Here is an 18661-nt window from a genome sequence, read left to right as displayed (position 1 = left end):
CCAGGGCGTTCGACGTACTCGTCCCGACAACGGAACCCTTAGGCGCGGGTCGGACCTCGGATCAGGTATGGTTGTGGTCGCCGAGGACGTCTCCCGCGCGTACGGCGAGCGCGTCGCGCTCGACGGCGTCTCGCTGTCCATCGACGAGGGGGAGGTGTACGCGCTGATCGGTCCGAACGGCGCGGGGAAGACGACGCTCGTCCGCTCGCTCACGGGCACCACCGACTACGAGGGGCGCGTCGAGCTGTTCGGCGTCCCCCCGACGGAGGTCGACCCCCAGCGCCTCGGCCTCCTGCCCCAGTCGTTCGATCCGCCCGAGCGCCTCACCGCCCGCGAGCTGGTCGGCTACTACGCCGGGCTGTACGACCGCGCCCGGCCGGTCGAGGACGTGCTCGCCGACGTGGGGATGACCGCCTCGGCCGACACGTGGTACGAGAGGCTCTCCGGCGGCCAGCAGCGCCGGGTGTGCGTCGCCGCGACGCTCGTGAACGACCCGGACCTGCTCGTGCTCGACGAGCCGACGACGGGCATCGACCCCGCCGGGCGGCGCGACCTCCGGGACCTCCTCGAATCGCTCGCCGCAGGGGGGACGACCGTCCTGCTCACGACCCACTACATGGAGGAGGCAGAGCGGCTGGCCGACCGCGTGGGGCTGCTCGCCGAGGGCCGCCTCGTCGCGGAGGGGACGCCGGACGCGCTCGTCGCGGAGCACGGCGGGGCGAGCCGCCTCGAACTGCGCACCGCCGCCGACGAGGACGCCGCCCGCGCGCTGATGGACGCGGGCTACGCCGTCGAGCGGACCGCGCGGGCCGTCGTCGTCTCCGGCGTCGCGCCCGAGGGGATCGGCGAGGTCGTCGGGGCGCTCGCGGCCGCCGACGTCGGCTACGACGCGCTCTCGTGGCGCCAGCCCGACCTCGAATCGGTCTACCTGGCGCTCGCCGGCGCGGACGTGACAGAGACCGGCGAGGCGAGAGAGCGCGAGGCGGGGGTCGTCGCGTGACGCTGACCGCCCGCGTCGGGTCCGAGACGACCGCCGCCCTGCGCTCGTTTCTGCGCCGCCGGACGGCGGTGTTCTTCACGTTCTTCTTCCCCGTGATCATCATCCTCATCTTCGGCGCACTGGTGGGGACGCAGCCGACCGGCGGGGGGCTGTTCGCCGAACCGCCGGCCTACTACCTGCCGGGCTACCTGGCCGTCGTGGTGCTGTTCACGCCCCTCTCGCGGGTCGGCAGCGAGGTGGCGCGCCACCGCGCGGGCAACCGGTTCGAGAAGCTGGCGACGACGCCCCTCTCGCGGACCGAGTGGCTCCTCTCACACACGCTCGTCAACGTCGGCATCATCGGCGTCGCCGCGCTCGTCATCTTCGTGCTGGTGGTCGTCGTGACGGGTGCCGAGATCCCCCTGACGGCCGACCTCGCGCTCGTGGTCCCGTTCGTCGCGCTGGCGGTCACGCTGTTCTGCGGGGTGGGCGCGCTGCTCGGCCGGATCGCCGACTCGCAGGACGGCGTCATCGCCGCGAGCAACGGCATCGCCGTCCCGCTTTTGTTCCTCTCGGAGACGTTCGTACCGCCGTCGCTGCTGCCGGCGTGGTTCGTCCCCGCGCTGTCGCTCTCGCCGCTCACCTACTTCGCCCGCGGCGTCCGGAACGTGACGTACCCGGCCGCGGGCGGCGACCCGCTCCCGAACCTCGCCGTGCTCGGGGCGCTCACCGTCGTCTTCTTCGCCGCCGGCGCGTTCGCGCTCCCGCGGACGGACTGATCCGCCGCTCGCCGCTACGTTCATGCCCGCCGCAAGTATTGCCTCGACTATGGACGAGACCACCCCACTGGAGAACATGCTGGCCCAGATGGAACGGGCCCAGGAGTACGCGCAGGTCGATCCGGGCATCTTCGAGCGCCTGAAGTACCCCGAGCGGACGCTGAAGGTGACGCTCCCGGTGCGGATGGACGACGGGAGCGTCGAGGTGTTCACGGGCTACCGCTGTCAGTTCGACAGCGCCCGCGGACCCTACAAGGGCGGCATCCGCTATCACCCGAGCGTGACGATGGAGGAGGTGACAGCCCTGGCGGGGTGGATGACGTGGAAGACGGCGCTCGTGGACCTTCCCTACGGCGGGGCGAAGGGCGGCGTCATCTGCGAGGTCAAGGAGATGAGCACGGACGAACTGCGCCGCATGACCCGCCGCTACACGGAGGGTATCCGGCGGATGATCGGCCCCCACATGGACGTGCCCGCGCCGGACATGAACACCAACCCCGAGGTGATGGCGTGGATCATGGACACCTACTCGATGTACGAGGGGTACAGCATCCCACAGGTCGTCACGGGGAAACCCCTCTCGCTCGGCGGGACGCCGGGGCGCGTCGAGGCGACCGGCCGCGGCGTCGCCATGATCACCCGGAAGGTCTTCGACTACCTGGAGGAGGACCTCCACGAGGCGACCATCGCGATCCAGGGGTTCGGGAACGTCGGCAACTGGGCCGCGCGCCTGCTCGTCGAGATGGGGGCGAACGTCGTCGCCGTCAGCGACGTCACCGGCGCTCGCTACGACCCCGACGGCCTGGACCTGGGCTCGCTGCTCGCGTTCTCCGAGGGCGGTGGGACGATGGAGGGGTACCCGGACGCGGAGTTCATCTCCAACGAGGCGCTGCTCGAACTGGACGTGGACGTGCTCATCCCCGCCGCGGTCGCCGACGTCATCACCACAGACAACGTGGACGACGTGCGGGCGTCGGTGATCGTCGAGGCGGCGAACGGCCCGACGACGACGTCGGCCGACGACGCGCTCATCGAGCGCGACGTCCCCGTCGTGCCGGACATCCTCGCCAACGCGGGCGGCGTCATCGTCTCCTACCTGGAGTGGGTGCAGAACACCCAGGAGTACTCCTGGACGCTCTCGCAGGTGAACGCCGACCTCGAACGCCGGCTCACGGGGTCGTTCGACGAGGTCGTCGACGCCTACCACCGCCACGAGACGCCCGACCTCCGGACCGCGGCCTACACGATCGCCCTCCGACGGGTCGCCACGGCGCACGAACTGCGCGGGCTCTTCCCCTGAACGGCGGTCGAGGGGCGGGAAGCGAGAGGAGAAGAGAGCGTCAGCGGATCGGGATGTCGGTGCCCCGCCCCCGCCGCCGGGGGCCGGGTCCGGGTCCGCGCCGGCTCGGTCCGTGGCGGGCCGCCGGGCGCTCGCCGAGCGTCACGTGGACTCGGCGCTCGCGGCCGTCCCGGACGAGGTCGACGGCCACCCGCTCGCCCGGGCGGGTCTCGAGCAGGAGGTGGCGCATCAGCCCCTCGTGGCTGTCGACGGGATTGCCGTCGATGTGCGTGACGACGTCGCCGCCGACGGGGATCTCCCGTCCGCGGACGCGCCGGGTGCCGGTACAGCCCCGCAGCGCGTCGCTCGCCGGGCCGGCGCTCACGTCCACGACGAGGACGCCGCCCACCGCGGAGAGGCCGTTCGCCTCCGCGACGGTCGGGGAGACGTCGAGCGTGCGCACCTTCAGGTAGGAGTGGCGGTACGCGCCGTCCTCGATGAGCGCGGGGACGATCTGTGCTGCGACCTCGGCGCTGACGGCGAAGCCGATGTTGTCGCCGCCGCGGGCGCGGTTGACGCCGACGACCGCGCCGTCGGTCGTGACGAGCGGGCCGCCGCTGTTGCCCGGGTTGATGGGCGCGTCGGTCTGGACGGTGTCGGGGATGGCGAACCCCCGCTGGGTGGGCATCGAGCGGTTCGCGCCGCTGACGACGCCCGCGGTCAGCGAGCCGTCGAGACCCATCGGGTTGCCGAGCGCCGCGACTGGCGTTCCCGGGACCGGGTTCGACCCGGCGAGCGGGAGCGCCTCCGCGTACTCGGGGTGATCGCCCACGCGAACCACCGCGAGATCGGTGTAGGCGTCCACGCCGACGACCTCGCCGACGCGCCAGTCGCCCTCGCTGAAGCGCACGTCTACCGCCTCGTTGCCCCCCACGACGTGGGCGTTGGTGACGACGTAGCCCTCGCCGTCCATGACGTCGAAGACGAAGCCGGAGCCCGCCCCGCCGGGGGTACGTCCGTCGCCCGCGAGGTAGATGGAGACGACCGAGGGGATGGTCGAGCGATACAACTCCTCGTAGCTGTGAACGTCGGTCATAGCGTAGTGCCGACGCGCCTCGCGCCGGACTTACCTCGAGTTAGGTCGCGCGGATTGATAAGGCGTGCGCTGTCGTGTCACGGGCGCGCACGTCGGTCACGCGTGTGTCGAGTGGCGGAGCGAGGCGAGCCAGGAGCGCGCCGGCACCGCGAACAGGAGGAGGACCTCGCCGCGCACCTCCCACGAGTAGACGTGGTTGAGCATGACGTACGTCACCACGCCGAGGAAGAGGCTGAGCGACCACGCCGCGACGGCGACGCGGCCCACCCTCGCGTGGGCGGTCTCCGCGAGCTCGGCGGGCGTGTGGGTCAGCCCGAGGACGACGGCGTAGAGCACGACGGGCACCGCTACCACCGAGAGGAGGATGTGGATCGCGAGCATCGCGAGGTACGCCGGCTCGACGATCCCGGCGTAGGCGGAGAGGAACTGCCCGTCTTCGATCACGAAACTCTTCTCGAACCCGCCGCCCACCTTCCAGAGGTAGAGGACGAGGAAGACGCAGATGAGGCCGAACGCGGTGAGCATCGCGGCGCGGTGCTTGCGAACCTCCCCCCGTCGGATGAGGTACCACCCGAGGAGCAGCGAGGTGAGCGCGAGCGTGTTCACGACCGCGATGAGGTCGGAGAACAGGAGGACGGTCGCCTCGGAGAGCGGGGGGAACAACGGGATGAGCCCCTCGAACGCGCCGATGACGAGCGCGTAGCCGACGACCGAGAGCGCCGCCGTGACCGCCTTCGGGTGGGCTTTCGCGACGTTCTCGGGGGACGCTGTGGCCATAGTTCGAGCTTCGGACGCGAGCCGTATGGCCGCTTCGTTTTCCGCTCTCTCCCGGAGCGTCCCGCGCGCGGCCGATTCGACCACTTACCGTTAGAGTCAAAGCCGACTCTCACGATTGTTCGGCACATGAGTACCGATCAGGGTCAGCGTACTATCCGGTGTCTCGTGGCGAAGGTAGGGCTGGACGGTCACGACCGCGGGGCACACGTCATCGCCCGCGCGTTCCGCGACGCGGGCTTCGAGGTCATCTACTCCGGGTTGCACCGCTCGCCCGACGAGGTGGTGCAGGCGGCGGTCCAGGAGGACGTCGACGTGCTCGGCATTTCGATCCTCTCGGGGGCGCACAACACGCTCGTCCCGAAGATCCTCGAGGGGCTCGAGGAGTACGACGCGCTCTCGGACACGCTCGTCATCGTCGGCGGTATCGTCCCGGAGGACGACCGCTCGGCCCTCTACGACGCGGGCGTCGCCGAGATCTTCGGCCCCGGCGCGTCGATGGAAGAGACCATCGACTTCGTCCGCGAACACGCACCCCAGCGCGAATGAACGACGCGAACCGGCGGCTCCTCGACGACCTGCTCGCGGGCAAGCACCGCGCGCTCGCCCGGGTCATCTCCAAGATCGAGGATCGATCGGCGGGCTATCGAGACCTCGTGAGCGCGCTCCACGAGCACACGGGCGACGCGGACGTGATCGGGATCACGGGCAGCCCCGGTGCCGGCAAGTCGACGCTGGTGGACAAGCTCGCGAAGCACTACCGTGAGGAGGGGCTCACCGTGGGCGTCATCGCCATCGACCCCTCCTCGCCGTTCACCGGCGGGTCGGTGCTCGGCGACCGCATCCGCATGGCCTCGACCAACGGCGACATGGACGTGTTCTTCCGTTCGATGAGCGCCCGCGGCAGCCTCGGCGGGCTCTCGACGGCCACCGCCGACGCCGTGAAGGCCCTCGACGCGTTCGGCAAGGACAAGATCGTCATCGAGACCGTCGGCGCGGGGCAGAACGAGATCGACGTCGTGAAGGCAGCGGACACGGTCGCCGTCCTCGTCCCGCCCGGCAGCGGCGACGACGTCCAGATGCTCAAGGCGGGCATCCTCGAGATCGGGGACGTCTTCGTCGTCAACAAGGCGGACATGCCCGGGGCCGACCGGACCGTCCAGGAGTTACGCGAGATGATCCACACCCGCCAGGACTACACCGAGACGGGCCACCACGGCGCGGGCGCGCTCGAGGCGGTCGCGGAGCCGGAGCTCGCCGACGACGGGGAGGGCTGGGAGCCCCGCCTCCTCGAGACGGTCGCCAAGACCGGCGAGGGCGTGACCGACCTCGTGACGGCGCTCTCCGACCACGCCGCCTACCTCGACGAGTCGGGCGCGCGCGAGGAGCGCGAGCGCCAGCGGTACGCCGAGGAGATCCGAACCCTCCTGCGCGAGGACGTGAACCGGTTGCTCGCGGCGGAGATCGATCGTCGGGGCGGCCTCGACGTGCTGGTCGAGGCGGTCGTCGAGCGCGAGCGTGACCCCTACACCGTCGCGGACGATCTGATCGAGCCGCTCGCGGAGTGTCTCGATCGGGGGAGTAATTAAGCGTCCGTCGATCGTACGCCCCGCGCATGAGACTTCGAACCCTCCTGACCGGTACGGCCGCCGGCGCGGGGCTGCTCGCCGCCGTCAACCGAACGCTCTCCTCGCGGGCGAAGACGCTCCGCCCGCCCCTCGGTCGGGCGACCGAGGGCTACCGCTGGCGCGGCTTCGACGTGTCGTACACCGAGGCGGGCGATCCCGACGCGCCGGACCTCCTCCTGCTCCACGGCGTCAACGCCGCCGCGTCGAGCGCCGAGTTCGAGGCCGTCTTCGACGCGCTCGCCGAGGACTACCACGTGATCGCGCCGGACCTCCCCGGGTTCGGGCTGTCCGACCGCCCGCCGCTCATGTACTCGGCGTCGCTCTACTCGACGTTCGTGGCGGACTTCGCGCGGGACGTGACCGACCGGCCGACCGTCGTCGCCTCCTCGCTGTCGGGCGCGTACGCCGCGCAAGCCGCGGAGACGGTCGACTTCGAGGAGCTCGTCCTCGTCTGTCCGACCGCCTCCACGATGCCCGGCCGCCGGACGTGGCTGCGGTCGCTCCTCCGCGCGCCGCTCGTAGGCGAGGCGCTGTTCAACGCGCTGACGAGCCGGCACTCGTTGCGCTACTTCCAGCGCGATCACGGCTTCTACGACATGAGCCACGCCGACGACGAGTGGGTGGCGTACCGCTGGCAGCTCGCCCACCAGCCCGGCGCGCGCTTCGCGCCCGCGTCGTTCGTGAGCGGCTTTCTCGACCCCGACGTCGACCTCGGCGCGACGCTCGCCGACCTCGACGAGCCGATCACGATCGTCTGGGGCCGGGACGCGGACGTCCTGCCGGTCGAGCGGGGAGAGGAGCTGGCAGAGGAGGCCGACGCCCGCTTCGTCGTCTTCGACGAGACGCTGCTCCTCCCGCACTACGAACACCCGGCGGAGTTCGCCGTGCTCGTGCGGGGCGAACTCCCCGCGCGGACGGAGTACGCCAACGTGCAGTAGGTCGCGTCGAAGTCGGCCGTCCGGGTGCGATCGGGAGCACCTCCTCGACCGCGACGACGGACGCTCAGCGCGGTACGAACCGCACCAGTCGCTCGCCGGTCGTCGTCGACTCGCCGAGCGTCGCGCCGACCGTCATCCCCGTCTCGACGGCCTCGGGGTCGGCGTCAACGATCCCCGTCAGCCGGACGGTGCCGAAGTCGACGACGGCGGTCGCGTACGGCGCGTCCTCGTCGAACTGAGGCGTCGGGACGCGGACGACGGTGTAGGTCGCGACCGTACCCGACTCGGGGAGGGGACGCTCGTCGAGGTCGCGCGCGCCGCAGTGCGGGCAGACGCGCCGGGGCGGGAGCGATCCGTGACCGTCGGGACAGCGCAGGTAGTACCCCTCGCCCGCCTCGATCGCGTCGAGCAGGTCGTCGAACCCCTCGTTCCGGCCCGCGCTACCGCGCTCGTCTCCGCTCACGCGACCACCTCCAGTACGTGGACCGTCGCGCTGGCGACCGTGCCGCCCGCGTTGTGCGCCAGGCCGACGCGCGGATCGCCGGCGTCCGACGCGCGCGGGTGGGTCCCCGAGAGCAGTCGCGCGAGCGAGACCACCTGCGCGACGCCGGTCGCACCGACCGGGTGGCCCTTCGCCTTCAGGCCTCCCGAGAGGTTCACCGGCAGGTCGCCGTTGCGGGTCGTCTCGCCGCGCCGGGCCGCGCCGATGCCCTCGCCGGGGTCGTAGAAACCGAGCGCCTCGACGGCGAGCACCTCGGCGATCGTGAAGCAGTCGTGGACCTCCGCCACGTCGACGTCGTCGGGGCCGATCCCCGCGTCGGCGTAGGCCTCCTCGGCGGCGTCGGCGGTCGCGGGCGAGCGCGCGAAGTACTCCCGGTCCTGCAGCGCGAGGTTGTCGCCGCCCTGCCCCGTGCCGGTGACGGCGACCGGGGCGTCGAGTCCGGCCCGTTCGGCGTAGTCGTCGCTCACGAGCACGACGGCGCTCGCGCCGTCGGTGATGGGACAGGAGTCGTAGAGCCCGAGCGGGTCGGCGATGCGCGGCGCGTCGAGCGCCTCCTCGACCGTGATCGACGAGCGGAACTGCGCGTGCTCGTTCGGCAGGGCGTGTTCGTGATTCTTCACGGCGACGTGCGCGAGGTCCTCGGCGCTCCCGCCGAACTCCTCGAAGTACGCCCGCGCCATCAGCGCGTAGGCGGCGGGGAAGGTCATCCCGGCGCGGATCTCGTAGAGGTCGTCCGCGGCGATGGAGAGGCCCTCCGTCGCGCCCGCGGTGCCCATGTTCGTCATGCGCTCGGCCCCGCCGACGAGCACCACGTCCGCCTCGCCGGTCCGCACGGTTCTGACAGCCTCGCGGACGGCGACGCCGCTCGACGCGCACGCGGATTCGTAACGCGTGGCCGGTGCGCGGACGCCCACGGCCTCGGCCATCTGCGGGCCCATGTGCCCCTGGTGCTCCGCGAGTTCGCCCATGAAGTTCCCGAAGTAGAGGTGCTCGACGTCGCCCGGCTCGACGCTCGCCTCGTCGAGGGCGGCCAGCCCGGCCTCGGCAAACAGGTCGCGCCCGGTGCGATCAGGGAACCGACCGAAGCGAGTCAGGCCGGTACCGGCAATGCGTACCTTTGACATGGACGGACCTAGTTCGCTGCCCGGTATATGTCTGCCGTCTAAGGACGACGACGCGCCCGATCGGCAACGACGATAGACGAACTCGTCTACGACGGTCGCCGTCGACCCTAGGCGCGGCGCGCTCGGGAGCGCTAGCGAACAGGCGACGCCAGGGTGGGGTCGCGGGGCGTGGCGTCGCGCAACCGCGAGCGCCCCGCGACCGAAGTCAGGTCACACGGACGCTGGTCCCGCTCTCGGATATAAACGTACGGGCCGAGCGAACGATCCGACAGCCCCGACCGCCACCGCAGACGCCAGCGCACCGTCCCGCGAGGAGCGCGGACGACGCGAACGGCCGGCGCTACCGGCCGTGAGCGAGGCGCGAAGCGCCGAGCGAGCGGACGCGCCGAACCCCCGAAGGGGGTGAGGCGCGGTTTTGGTCCAGCTTTTACCAGGGAGCCGGGCGCGACCGCGAAGCGTGTCGCGCCCAGCGACCGCAGGAAAAGGTGGCAGTTCGAAAGGCGGTGGTTCTAGATCCCCATGTCGCGGGCGGCGTCGGGGATCGGGAGGTCGCCGACGGTCACGCCCAGGAGTTCCGCCGCGTGGTCGAGCGCCATGTCGAAGCCGTAGTAGCGCTCCAGTTCGTCGCCCGTCGGGGTCGGACGGACCTTCAGCATGGCGTAGCCGTCGACGTTCTGCGCGACCGCCGCGGTCGCGCCGCCCCCTGACCGCTCGAAGGTCAACACGCGCTCGCCGTCGGTCTCGAAGTAGCGGGCGGTGACGTCGCCCGCCTCCGCGGTGTCCTCGGAGTCCGTCATGACGAGGGGTAGGGGGAGCCGCCTGTCGTCTCTGTCGGTTCCCGACGAGGGTTCGAGTAGGGGAGCGGGACCTGCGCGGCACGTTCGATCGACACCGATGACGTCGCCGCCGTCCGTGGAGATATCGGCGGGGAGGGGCTCCGACTTCGACGCTGCCGGACCGAGCGATCACTCGCCGCCGGCAACGGTTTCGGGGGCGAGCCGGTCGATCACGCCGTCGAAACCGTCGTCGAAACTCAGAACCGAGTCGATGTCGTGCCGGTCGACCATCGCGACGATCGTCGCGTCGGTGAAACTGAGTCCGTGATCGGAGTATCGCTCGTACGCCTCGACGGCCTCGTCGAAGAGGGTCGGGGTGAAATACCGGAGGTCGATGGCTTCCGGATACCCGTCGCCCCGGATTCGGCGTCCGAGTTCGACGGCGTCCTCGATGCGGCCCGTCCGTCGGTGCGTGAGCGTCACGACTTCGTCGTAGACGTAGTCGCTCGTGACCGCTCGGCCGAACGCCGCCGACCGAAGCACGCGATTGAGCGCGGCGACGCCGACGTCGTGTCGGCTCGCGTCCGTGTCGTGATGTGCGTAGAAGACTCCTGTGTCGACGAAGACGCTCATCCGTAGAGTGTCTCGTCGATGTCCGCCTCGTCCGTCTCGCCGCCCGAGGAGATCATCCCCTCGTTGAACCGCTCGATCTCCTCGTCCGTGAGCGCGGCCTCCCCCTCGCGGAACGAGTCGATGAACTCCGAGCGCGACTCGTAGGCGGACTCCACGATACGCGTCAGGATCTCCTGCTGAGTGACCTTCACCCCGGTCTCGAGCCTGATCTCGGCCTGCAACTCCTCCAGTTTGGACTTCGTTTCCTCGTCCATCTTGACTGCGGTCGCCATGAGTGGGGTTACCTCTTCAACTGGGTTAACGTTTCGACCGTAGCGGCAGTCGAGTCCGGAGAGGGGACTGCTGCTCCCCTCCGTCCGGATGTATCCCCGCACTGTGCGGCGAGACCGTCGGTTCCCGACGAGGGTTCGTGTAGGGGAGCGGGACCTGCGCGGCACGTTCGACACGTTCCGACCGATCCACCTCGCCGCCGTCGCTGTCGTGACCGTCACGCTAGTTACGCTCGCCGTCCTCCTCGCCCAGTCCTGGTGGGTCCTCGCGTCCGCCGGCCTCCTCGTCGCGTCGGTGCTGTTCGCCGATCTGTCCGCCGCGTCGGTGCTCGCCCTCCTCGTCCGCGAACGACTCGACGCCGGACTCGACGAGTGAATCGCAAGCCTAGGGGCGCACCGCCCCGTCCCTCCCGCCATGGCGAAGTGGCTCGAAAGCGGCACTCGACGGGACGTCTGCGCCATCCTCTACGCGGGCGGAGAGCTTCGCGCCCCGCAGTTGAAGCGGCGGCTGGAGGCGCACTACGACGCCCGCATCGATCCGAAGCGCTTCTACGGCCGGCTCGACGCCCTGGTCGAGTCGGGGCACGTCGAGCGGCGGGTGGACGGGCTGGACGACATCTACGCGCTGACGGACGCCGGCGCGCGGGCCATCCGCGATCACTACGCGTGGCTCCGGGAGCTGATCGAGGGACAGGAGTAGTCCGGCGAACGGGCGCTCCGCGGTTCAGGAGAGCAGTTGCGCCGCGATCGTGTTGCGCAGCACCTCGCTCGTCCCCTCGTAGATCTCGTTGAGCTTGGCGTCGCGGTAGAACCGCTCGGCGGGGAAGTCCTTGGTGTAGCCGTAGCCGCCGTGGATCTGGATGCCCTCGTTTGCGACCTCGCGGGAGACCTCGCTGGCGTAGAGCTTCGCCTGCGCGGCCTCCTTGATGAACGGCTCGCCGCGGATCTTCAGGTCGGCCGCCTGGTGCATGAGCAGGCGCGCGGCGCTCGTCTTCGTGTCCATGTCCGCGAGCTTGTGCTGGATGGCCTGGAACTCGGAGATCGGGCGGTCGAACTGCTCGCGCTCCTGGGAGTAGCGGAGCGCCTCGTCGAGGGCGGCCTGCGCGATGCCGACGCCCCGGGCGGCGATGGTGATGCGCCCGCCGTTGAGCGTCTTGAGCGCGTGGACGAACCCCTCGCCCTCCTCGCCGAGCCGGCGCTCCGCGGGGATGCGCATGTCGGCGAAGCGCAGTTCGGCGGTGGGACAGCCCTTGTCGCCGAGCTTGTCCTCGGTCCCCTCGACGACGAACCCGTCGTCCTCCTCGGGGCGCACGACGAACGAGGAGATGCCCCGCCTGCCCGCGTCGGGGTCCGTCTTGGCGAAGACGGTGACGGTGTCGGCGACGGAGCCGTTGGAGATCCACAGCTTCCCCCCGTTGACGACGTACTCGTCGCCGTCCTTCTCGGCGGTCGTCCCCATCGCGGGCACGTCGCTGCCCGCCTGCGGCTCCGAGAGCGCGAACGCGCCGACGTCCCGCCCCTCCGCGAGCGGCGTCAGGTACTCCTCCCGCTGCGCGTCGTCGCCGAACTCGTAGAGCATGTTGCCGGCCAGCGAGGTGTGCGCGGCGACGATGGTGCCGAGACCGCCCGACCCCCGCGAGATCTCCTCGAGGCCGATGGCATAGGCGTGGTAGTCGAGGCCCGCACCGCCGTACTCCTCGGGGAAGGGCATGCCCATCAGTCCGAGGTCGCCCATCTCGCGGACGAGGTCGCGCGGGAATTCGTCGGTCCGGTCGATCTCCGCCGCGACGGGAACGACCTCCTCGTCGACGAACTCGGCGACCATGTCCCTGATCTGTCTCTGTTCCGCGGAGAGGCTGAAGTCCATGGACTCGGTTGCGGGTGATCGATCCTGTACTTTTCCCTTCCGGGGGTAGAAGGTGCCGCTCCCCCGGCGGCCGCTCAGCGCCTCCGCTGGTACAGCCGGATCCCGAGTTCGGCGAGGAGCCCGACGACGCTCCAGCGGTACGCGAGGACCGCCGCACCGGCGAGCAGCGCCGCGACGCGCTTGTTTCCACGATACAGCGCCATCCCCGCCTCCGCGACCATCGAGAGCGCGCTCAGCCGGCGCGAGGATTTCGATCTGAGGAACTTACCTGCTCCCATGGCGTTCGGTAGGTCCGCCGGTCCGAAAAGCCCCGGGCCGGCGTACGCCGGCAGCCGCCGGGACGGAGCGACCCTTTCGACGGCCGCGGCGGGGGATCGCCTAGTCGTACTCGTAGAAGCCCCGCCCGGTCTTCCTGCCGAGGTCGCCCGCGTCGACCTTGCGCTTCAGGAGGTACGCCGGTTTGTACCGGTCGCCGAGTTCCTCGTGGAGCGTCTCGGTCGCGTCCAGGCAGATGTCGAGGCCGATGTGGTCGGCCAGTTCGAGCGGCCCCATCGGGACGTTGGTGCCGAGTTTCATCCCGCGGTCGATGTCCTCCTTCGTGGCGACGCCCTCGTCGAACGCGCGGACCCCCTCGTTGATCCACGGCATGAGGATGCGGTTGGAGACGAACCCCGGCTTGTCGTCTGCCTCCCAGGTCTCCTTGCCCAGCGCCTCCGCGAACGCGTGGGCGAGTTCGACGGCCTCCGGGGCGGTCCGCTCCCCGACGACGACCTCGACGCCCGTCATGATCGGGACGGGGTTCATGAAGTGCAGACCGACCACCTGCGCCGGGCGGTCGGTCGCGCTCGCGATGGTCGTGATCGACAGGGTGGAGGTGTTCGTCGCGAGGACGACGTCCTCCTCGACGATCCCGTCGAGGTCGGCGAAGATCTCCCGCTTGACCTCCATGTTCTCGAGGGCCGCCTCGACGACGAGGTCACACTCGGCGAGGTCCGCGAGGTCGGTCGTCCCCGAGAGCCTGTCGAGGGCGGCCTCGGCCTCGCCCTCGGTGAGCCGTTCCGCGTTCACGAGCCGTTCCAGGCTGTCCTCGATGTTCGAGAGGCCGCGGTCTATGAACTCCTGCTCTACGTCCCTGACCACCACGTCGTAGCCGTTCGTGGCCGCGACCTGCGCGATGCCGCCGCCCATGGTGCCCGCGCCGACGACGCCGACGCGCGCTACGGAGTCGAATCCACGCATACCGGAGAGGACGCCCCCGACGAGTAAAGCGTGCCGGCTCTCCGTTCTCTTCCCCGCTACCCCCGGACGAGCGCCGGGAGCGCGTCGAGCCCGTCGATCTCGTGGGTCGGCGCGACCTCGCACTCGACGGGTCGCCCGCGCGTCAGCAGCGCCGAGTCGATGCCCGCGTTCGCGGCCGCCTCGACGTCGCAGGCGCTGTCGCCGACGTAGAGCGCGTCGCGCGTCCCGAGGTCCGAGAGCGCCTCGTTCACGTAGTGGGGGTCCGGCTTTTTCCGCCGCAGGCCCTCCGGGGTGAAGGGACAGCCGTAGACGGCGTCGAACCGATCCTCGATGCCGAAAAAGCGGAGGACGTACGCGACGGCCTCGTGCTGGTTGTTGCTCACGAGGCCGAGCGGAACGTCGAGCGACCAGACGGCGTGCACGTCGTCGTAGAGGTTCCGGAGTCCCGCCCGGAGCTCGCGCTTCTGCTCCCGGACCGCGTTGGCGGCGGCCTCGTAGCAGAAGTCCATCGCGTCGATCCGGTTGCGCCGACAGAGCCGCCCGATACCCTCGACGTTGCCGGCGACGAGCGCCCGCACGTCGTCGTGGGTCGGGCGTCGCATGTCGAACTGCCGGAAGGTCCGCTCGGTCGCCCGGCGGAAGGCGTCCCGGCTGGGGAGCTCGACGAGCACGCCGTCGTTGTCGAAGATCACCGCGTCGTACGTCACGCGAACCCCTCCGTCTGGTGAGTGTGATCAGGGAGCAGCTTCGCTGCGACCGTGGTCACGCGAATCCCCCCGGGATGAGTGTGATCTTGTCGGGCGCTTCGCGTCCGACGGTGGTCACGCGAATTTCCCCTGGATGAGTGTGATCAGGGAGCAGCTTCGCTGCGACCGTGGTCACGGCGACTACCCCTCGTCGTCCGTTCCCCCGTATCGCGTGTGCCCAGTTCGTGGTCATATCCCTGCTGTCGTGAGCACTCGCGCTCGGTGAGTATCAATCTGTCCGATTCGATCCGACGCGCTCGGCGCGTGGCACTAACAGTATTATACCTCGTTGTCGAACACCCGTCCGTACATGATCCCGATCGACGACAGTCCGCTCGTCCGAGACGGTAAGGTGCTCATTCTCGCGTACGACCACGGCCTCGAACACGGCCCGGTCGACTTCACCGACGTCCCCGAGAGCGCGAACCCCGAGCGAACCTTCGAGGCGGCGACCCACCCCGCGGTCACCACCGTCGCCGTCCAGAAGGGGATCGCCGAGGCCTACTACCCCTCCTACGAGGACGACGTGAACCTCCTGATGAAGCTCAACGGCACGTCCAATCTCTGGATGGGTGAACCCGACTCGGCCGTCAACTGCTCGGTCGAGTACGCCTACGAGGTCGGCGCGGACGCCGTCGGCTTCACGCTCTACGGCGGTTCCAACCACGAGATCGAGATGGCCGAGGAGTTCCGCGCGGTACAGGAGGAGGCGCGCGCCTACGAACTCCCCGTCGTCATGTGGTCCTACCCGCGCGGGCAGGGGCTGAAGAACGACACCAGCGAGACGACCATCGCCTACGCCGCCCGCCTCGCGCTCGAACTCGGCGCGGACGTGGCGAAGGTGAAGTACCCCGGCTCGAAGGAGGGCATGGAGCACGCCGTCCGCATGGCGGGCAAGACGAAGGTGGTCATGTCCGGCGGGTCGAAGACCACGGACCGCGAGTTCCTCGAGTCCGTCAAGGCCGTGATGGACGCCGGCGGGAAGGGACTCGCCGTCGGCCGCAACGTCTGGCAGCGCGAGGACCCGACGCGCATCCTCGACGCCCTGGAGCGGGTCATCTACGAGGGCGCGTCCGTCGACGCCGCGCTCGAGGAGTGAGATGAGCGGGGACGACGTCATCGAGGCGGTCTTCGAGGCCGTCGCCGCGGCGACCCCCGAAATCAGGGAGAGTCTCGTCGGCCGTCGCCGCTACGAGGCGGGCGAGAACCCGTCGGGCGAACAGCAACTGGAGGCCGACGTCTACGCCGACCAGCTGTTCGAGGAGCGCCTGCTCGCGCTCGACGGCGTCGCCTCCTACGCCAGCGAGGAGCGCGAGGGGATCGTCCGCGCGGACGGTACGTCCGCGGACGCGGATTCCACGAAGGGGAAGACGCGGGCGGGGAGCGGGGGAGACGGCGGCGATGGGGACTACCACCTCGCGCTCGACCCCCTCGACGGCTCGTCGAACGTCAAGCCGAACAACGTGATGGGGACGATCGTCGGCGTCTACGACGAACCTCTGCCGGCGGGGGGCGACGCGCTCGTCGCCGCCGGGTACGTCCTCTACGGCCCGCTCACGACGATGGTGACCGCCCGCGACGGGCGGGTCACCGAGTCAGTCGTCCACGGGGGCGAGCGCCACGCGGCGACCGCCGACCTCGCGCTCCCGGACGACCCCACCGTCTACGGGTTCGGCGGGCGCGTCCCCGACTGGACCGACGAGTTCGCCGCCTACGCCCGCGAGGTCGAGCGGGAGCTCAAGCTCCGCTACGGCGGCGCGATGATCGGCGACGTCAGCCAGGTGCTCACCTACGGTGGGATCTTCGCGTACCCCGGCCTCACCACGCACCCGAACGGGAAGCTCCGGCTCCTGTTCGAGGGCCTCCCCATCGCCGCGATCGTGGAGACGGCCGGCGGCGCGTCCACCGACGGCGAACGGTCGTTGTTGGAGCGGACGCCGGAGGAACTCCACGAGCGCACGCCCGTCTTCGTCGGGAACCGCGAGTACGTCGAGCGCGCGGAGTCGGCGCTGTCGGAGTAGCCGAACCGTCCGCCGCCGATCCCCTCGACGCCCCCGCGGTGCCGTCCCCGACCGCCCCGCTGGCCGACGCGGCCCGGGCGGCGACAAGATAACGGTTTTCACCCCCCTCCGCGCAATTCTTGCGCATGAAGGTTCGCATCGACGAGGGCGCGAGCGAGGACGAGGCCGCCGCCATCGCCGCCGCGCTAGCGCGCCACGCCGTCGAGGAGGTACGGGTGTACGTGGGGGACGCGGCCGAGCCCGCCGTCGTCCACGAGGGCGACCGCGTCGGGGACGCCACGCCCCACGACGATGTCGGGCCGACCGACCGGGAGATCACGCTGCTCGAGGAGATCGCCACCATCGAGCAGGGGGGGCCGGAGAAGTACAGGGAGCGGCTGTCGGACCAGGGGAAGCTGTTCGTCCGCGACCGCCTCGACCTCTGGTTCCCCGACGGGCTGCTGTTCGAGGACGGGAAGTTCGCCGAGTTCGACGCGGAGGATCGGATCCCCGCAGACGGCCTGCTCACGGGCGCGGCGGAGTTCGAGGGCCGTGACGTCCACTTCATGGCCAACGACTTCACCGTGAAGGCGGGATCGATGGCCGCGAAGGGCGTCGAGAAGTTCCTCCGGATGCAGCAGCGCGCGCTGAAGACGGGCAAGCCGATCCTCTACCTGATGGACTCCTCGGGCGGGCGCATCGACCAGCAGACCGGCTTCTTCGCCAACCGCGAGGGCATCGGGAAGTACTACTACAACCACTCGATGCTCTCGGGGTACGTCCCGCAGATCTGCGTGCTCTACGGGCCGTGCATCGCGGGCGCGGCCTACACCCCCGTCTTCGCCGACTTCACCGTGATGGTCAAGGGGATGAGCGCGATGGCCATCGCGAGCCCGCGGATGGTGCGGATGGTCACCGGCGAGGAGATCAGCATGGAGGACCTCGGCGGCCCGGAGATCCACACCCGCTACTCGGGGAGCGCCGACCTCGTCGCGGAGGACGAGGAACACGCCCGCGACCTCGTCGCTCAGCTGATCGGGTACCTGCCGAACAACGCGGGGGGGAAGCCCCCCCGCGCCGACCCCGAGGGGCCCGCGCGATCGCCGACGGGGATCGACCGGATCGTTCCCGCGGAACCGAACCGGGGGTACGACATGCGCGAACTGATCGACCACGTGGTCGACGCCGGGTCGTTCTTCGAACTCCAGCCGAACTACGGCGGCGAGATCGTCACCGCCTTCGCGCGCATCGACGGCCGGCCGATCGGCATCGTCGCCAACCAGCCCGCCACGCGCGCGGGGGCCATCTTCCCCGACGCGGCGGAGAAGGCCGCGGAGTTCATCTGGAAGTGCGACGCGTTCAACGTCCCCCTGTTGTACCTCTGTGACACGCCGGGGTTCATGGCCGGTTCGCAGGTCGAGCGGGACGGCATCCTCGAACAGGGCAAGAAGATGATCTATGCCACGAGCAGCGCGACGGTGCCCAAGCAGTGCGTCATCGTCCGCAAGGCCTACGGCGCGGGTATCTACGCGATGAGCGGCCCGGCGTACGACCCCGACTCGACTATCGCGCTCCCGAGCGGCGAGATCGCGATCATGGGTCCCGAGGCGGCCATCAACGCCGTCTACCGGAACCGGCTCGACGCCATCGAGGACCCCGACGAGCGCGCCCGTCGCGAGGCGGAACTGCGCGAGGAGTACCGACAGGACATCGACGTCCACCGGATGGCGAGCGAGACGGTCATCGACGAGATAATACCACCGAGTTCGCTCCGTAAAGAATTGGCTAACCGGTTCGAGTTCTACGAAACGGTCCGGAAGGACCTCCCTGACAAGAAGCACGGAACCGTTCTGTAGGCGGTAACGCCCCGAATCGGGCCGTCGCGTCGCGCTCGCGTTCCGTCGCTCGCTCGGATCGCACTATACCGTTCTTTACGTCGACCCGTCCGGGGGTAGGTCACTGGTAACAATGGCGAAACGGGTGTTCCCCTGAGGTACGACTCCGGCGGCGTCCGTCACGGACGTCGTCCCTC

The 18661-nt window shown here is 70.1% G+C and carries 22 protein-coding genes; 11 read left to right on the top strand and 11 right to left on the bottom strand.

From position 1 onward, the window contains the following. Positions 1 to 67 precede the first annotated feature (67 nt). Genes P1K31_RS08000 through P1K31_RS07990 form a run of 3 tightly spaced genes read left to right on the top strand, consistent with a single transcriptional unit; the run spans position 68 to position 3058 of the window. Complete coding sequence (locus P1K31_RS08000; RefSeq protein ID WP_276302804.1) at positions 68 to 1000, top strand: ABC transporter ATP-binding protein; 933 nt, start codon at positions 68 to 70, stop codon at positions 998 to 1000. Next, positions 997 to 1758, top strand: a complete 762-nt coding sequence (locus P1K31_RS07995) for an ABC transporter permease (RefSeq protein ID WP_276302803.1) — start codon at positions 997 to 999, stop codon at positions 1756 to 1758. Before P1K31_RS08000 ends, P1K31_RS07995 begins: the two co-directional genes overlap by 4 nt. Before the next feature lie 22 nt (positions 1759 to 1780). Further along, positions 1781 to 3058, top strand: coding sequence for a Glu/Leu/Phe/Val family dehydrogenase (locus P1K31_RS07990; protein WP_379794362.1), 1278 nt, complete (start codon positions 1781 to 1783; stop codon positions 3056 to 3058). A 40-nt stretch (positions 3059 to 3098) separates the two neighbouring features. Here the strand turns inward: P1K31_RS07990 and P1K31_RS07985 are convergent, their stop codons facing one another. Continuing rightward, positions 3099 to 4133: a S1C family serine protease gene (locus tag P1K31_RS07985; RefSeq protein ID WP_276302801.1), complete on the bottom strand. Its 1035-nt coding sequence runs from the start codon at positions 4131 to 4133 to the stop codon at positions 3099 to 3101. A gap of 96 nt (positions 4134 to 4229) precedes the next feature. Next, positions 4230 to 4910, bottom strand: coding sequence for a DUF420 domain-containing protein (locus P1K31_RS07980; RefSeq protein WP_276302800.1), 681 nt, complete (start codon positions 4908 to 4910; stop codon positions 4230 to 4232). Positions 4911 to 5036: 126 nt separating this feature from the next. On the opposite strand from P1K31_RS07980, the gene P1K31_RS07975 reads away from it, so the two are divergent. Genes P1K31_RS07975 through P1K31_RS07965 form a run of 3 tightly spaced genes read left to right on the top strand, consistent with a single transcriptional unit; the run spans position 5037 to position 7473 of the window. Continuing rightward, a complete protein-coding gene (locus tag P1K31_RS07975; RefSeq protein WP_276302799.1) occupies positions 5037 to 5456 on the top strand; it encodes a cobalamin B12-binding domain-containing protein in 420 nt (139 codons plus the stop codon). Further along, positions 5453 to 6496, top strand: a complete 1044-nt coding sequence (gene meaB / locus P1K31_RS07970) for a methylmalonyl Co-A mutase-associated GTPase MeaB (protein ID WP_276302798.1) — start codon at positions 5453 to 5455, stop codon at positions 6494 to 6496. Before P1K31_RS07975 ends, meaB begins: the two co-directional genes overlap by 4 nt. A 26-nt stretch (positions 6497 to 6522) precedes the next feature. Next, positions 6523 to 7473, top strand: a complete 951-nt coding sequence (locus tag P1K31_RS07965) for an alpha/beta fold hydrolase (protein WP_276302797.1) — start codon at positions 6523 to 6525, stop codon at positions 7471 to 7473. 64 nt (positions 7474 to 7537) lie between these two features. Here the strand turns inward: P1K31_RS07965 and P1K31_RS07960 are convergent, their stop codons facing one another. The 5 genes from P1K31_RS07960 to P1K31_RS07940 all read right to left on the bottom strand — a co-directional run bounded on the left by P1K31_RS07960 (position 7538) and on the right by P1K31_RS07940 (position 10780). Further along, positions 7538 to 7936 (bottom strand): Zn-ribbon domain-containing OB-fold protein, encoded by a 399-nt coding sequence (locus P1K31_RS07960; protein WP_276302796.1) that lies wholly within the window; start codon positions 7934 to 7936, stop codon positions 7538 to 7540. Next, positions 7933 to 9099, bottom strand: a complete 1167-nt coding sequence (locus P1K31_RS07955; RefSeq protein WP_276302795.1) for a thiolase domain-containing protein — start codon at positions 9097 to 9099, stop codon at positions 7933 to 7935. The genes P1K31_RS07960 and P1K31_RS07955 overlap by 4 nt, the downstream gene beginning before the upstream one ends. Before the next feature lie 509 nt (positions 9100 to 9608). Beyond that, positions 9609 to 9896: a DUF7111 family protein gene (locus P1K31_RS07950; RefSeq protein ID WP_276302794.1), complete on the bottom strand. Its 288-nt coding sequence runs from the start codon at positions 9894 to 9896 to the stop codon at positions 9609 to 9611. A 168-nt stretch (positions 9897 to 10064) separates the two neighbouring features. Then, positions 10065 to 10508, bottom strand: coding sequence for a type II toxin-antitoxin system VapC family toxin (locus P1K31_RS07945; RefSeq protein WP_276302793.1), 444 nt, complete (start codon positions 10506 to 10508; stop codon positions 10065 to 10067). Continuing rightward, positions 10505 to 10780 (bottom strand): hypothetical protein, encoded by a 276-nt coding sequence (locus tag P1K31_RS07940; RefSeq protein ID WP_276302792.1) that lies wholly within the window; start codon positions 10778 to 10780, stop codon positions 10505 to 10507. The genes P1K31_RS07945 and P1K31_RS07940 overlap by 4 nt, the downstream gene beginning before the upstream one ends. Before the next feature lie 103 nt (positions 10781 to 10883). On the opposite strand from P1K31_RS07940, the gene P1K31_RS07935 reads away from it, so the two are divergent. Both P1K31_RS07935 and P1K31_RS07930 read left to right on the top strand, forming a co-directional pair. Beyond that, entirely contained in the window at positions 10884 to 11153 is a 270-nt protein-coding gene (locus tag P1K31_RS07935; protein WP_276302791.1) for a hypothetical protein, read from the top strand. Positions 11154 to 11192: 39 nt separating this feature from the next. Next, positions 11193 to 11477: a PadR family transcriptional regulator gene (locus P1K31_RS07930; RefSeq protein ID WP_276302790.1), complete on the top strand. Its 285-nt coding sequence runs from the start codon at positions 11193 to 11195 to the stop codon at positions 11475 to 11477. 24 nt (positions 11478 to 11501) lie between these two features. Here the strand turns inward: P1K31_RS07930 and P1K31_RS07925 are convergent, their stop codons facing one another. The 4 genes from P1K31_RS07925 to P1K31_RS07910 all read right to left on the bottom strand — a co-directional run bounded on the left by P1K31_RS07925 (position 11502) and on the right by P1K31_RS07910 (position 14590). Beyond that, positions 11502 to 12644 carry an acyl-CoA dehydrogenase gene (locus tag P1K31_RS07925; RefSeq protein ID WP_276302789.1) on the bottom strand — a complete coding sequence of 381 codons (1143 nt, stop codon included), beginning with the start codon at positions 12642 to 12644 and terminating at the stop codon, positions 11502 to 11504. A gap of 74 nt (positions 12645 to 12718) precedes the next feature. Then, the gene (locus P1K31_RS07920) at positions 12719 to 12922 is read right to left on the bottom strand and encodes a hypothetical protein (protein ID WP_276302788.1); all 204 of its coding nucleotides are present in this window, start codon (positions 12920 to 12922) and stop codon (positions 12719 to 12721) included. Between the two features lie 100 nt (positions 12923 to 13022). After that, the gene (locus P1K31_RS07915; RefSeq protein WP_276302787.1) at positions 13023 to 13883 is read right to left on the bottom strand and encodes a 3-hydroxyacyl-CoA dehydrogenase family protein; all 861 of its coding nucleotides are present in this window, start codon (positions 13881 to 13883) and stop codon (positions 13023 to 13025) included. Between the two features lie 56 nt (positions 13884 to 13939). Then, complete coding sequence (locus tag P1K31_RS07910; protein ID WP_276302786.1) at positions 13940 to 14590, bottom strand: HAD family hydrolase; 651 nt, start codon at positions 14588 to 14590, stop codon at positions 13940 to 13942. Between the two features lie 349 nt (positions 14591 to 14939). On the opposite strand from P1K31_RS07910, the gene P1K31_RS07905 reads away from it, so the two are divergent. The 3 genes from P1K31_RS07905 (at position 14940) to P1K31_RS07895 (ending at position 18485) form a co-directional block, all read left to right on the top strand. Continuing rightward, positions 14940 to 15728, top strand: a complete 789-nt coding sequence (locus P1K31_RS07905) for a class I fructose-bisphosphate aldolase (RefSeq protein ID WP_276302785.1) — start codon at positions 14940 to 14942, stop codon at positions 15726 to 15728. A 1-nt stretch (position 15729) separates the two neighbouring features. Beyond that, positions 15730 to 16650, top strand: a complete 921-nt coding sequence (locus tag P1K31_RS07900; RefSeq protein WP_276302784.1) for a class 1 fructose-bisphosphatase — start codon at positions 15730 to 15732, stop codon at positions 16648 to 16650. Positions 16651 to 16775: 125 nt separating this feature from the next. Further along, positions 16776 to 18485 (top strand): acyl-CoA carboxylase subunit beta, encoded by a 1710-nt coding sequence (locus P1K31_RS07895; protein WP_276302783.1) that lies wholly within the window; start codon positions 16776 to 16778, stop codon positions 18483 to 18485. Positions 18486 to 18661: the final 176 nt, after the last annotated feature.

The sequence above is a fragment of the Halomarina halobia genome, assembly GCF_029338575.1.
Lineage (GTDB): Archaea > Halobacteriota > Halobacteria > Halobacteriales > Haloarculaceae > Halomarina > Halomarina halobia.
Note: the sequence above shows the minus strand (reverse complement) of the source record. Positions and strands in the feature narration are given on the sequence as shown.

Bases quoted from the DNA above. Each gene is read 5' to 3' on its own strand.
- P1K31_RS08000 (WP_276302804.1), top strand. From the start codon at position 68: ATGGTTGTGGTCGCCGAGGACGTCTCCCGCGCGTACGGCGAGCGCGTC.
- P1K31_RS07990 (WP_379794362.1), top strand. From the start codon at position 1,781: ATGCCCGCCGCAAGTATTGCCTCGACTATGGACGAGACCACCCCACTG.
- P1K31_RS07985 (WP_276302801.1), bottom strand. From the start codon at position 4,133: ATGACCGACGTTCACAGCTACGAGGAGTTGTATCGCTCGACCATCCCC.
- P1K31_RS07980 (WP_276302800.1), bottom strand. From the start codon at position 4,910: ATGGCCACAGCGTCCCCCGAGAACGTCGCGAAAGCCCACCCGAAGGCG.
- P1K31_RS07975 (WP_276302799.1), top strand. From the start codon at position 5,037: ATGAGTACCGATCAGGGTCAGCGTACTATCCGGTGTCTCGTGGCGAAG.
- meaB (WP_276302798.1), top strand. From the start codon at position 5,453: ATGAACGACGCGAACCGGCGGCTCCTCGACGACCTGCTCGCGGGCAAG.
- P1K31_RS07965 (WP_276302797.1), top strand. From the start codon at position 6,523: ATGAGACTTCGAACCCTCCTGACCGGTACGGCCGCCGGCGCGGGGCTG.
- P1K31_RS07955 (WP_276302795.1), bottom strand. From the start codon at position 9,099: ATGTCAAAGGTACGCATTGCCGGTACCGGCCTGACTCGCTTCGGTCGG.
- P1K31_RS07950 (WP_276302794.1), bottom strand. From the start codon at position 9,896: ATGACGGACTCCGAGGACACCGCGGAGGCGGGCGACGTCACCGCCCGC.
- P1K31_RS07945 (WP_276302793.1), bottom strand. From the start codon at position 10,508: ATGAGCGTCTTCGTCGACACAGGAGTCTTCTACGCACATCACGACACG.
- P1K31_RS07940 (WP_276302792.1), bottom strand. From the start codon at position 10,780: ATGGCGACCGCAGTCAAGATGGACGAGGAAACGAAGTCCAAACTGGAG.
- P1K31_RS07930 (WP_276302790.1), top strand. From the start codon at position 11,193: ATGGCGAAGTGGCTCGAAAGCGGCACTCGACGGGACGTCTGCGCCATC.
- P1K31_RS07925 (WP_276302789.1), bottom strand. From the start codon at position 12,644: ATGGACTTCAGCCTCTCCGCGGAACAGAGACAGATCAGGGACATGGTC.
- P1K31_RS07920 (WP_276302788.1), bottom strand. From the start codon at position 12,922: ATGGGAGCAGGTAAGTTCCTCAGATCGAAATCCTCGCGCCGGCTGAGC.
- P1K31_RS07915 (WP_276302787.1), bottom strand. From the start codon at position 13,883: ATGCGTGGATTCGACTCCGTAGCGCGCGTCGGCGTCGTCGGCGCGGGC.
- P1K31_RS07905 (WP_276302785.1), top strand. From the start codon at position 14,940: ATGATCCCGATCGACGACAGTCCGCTCGTCCGAGACGGTAAGGTGCTC.
- P1K31_RS07900 (WP_276302784.1), top strand. From the start codon at position 15,730: ATGAGCGGGGACGACGTCATCGAGGCGGTCTTCGAGGCCGTCGCCGCG.
- P1K31_RS07895 (WP_276302783.1), top strand. From the start codon at position 16,776: ATGAAGGTTCGCATCGACGAGGGCGCGAGCGAGGACGAGGCCGCCGCC.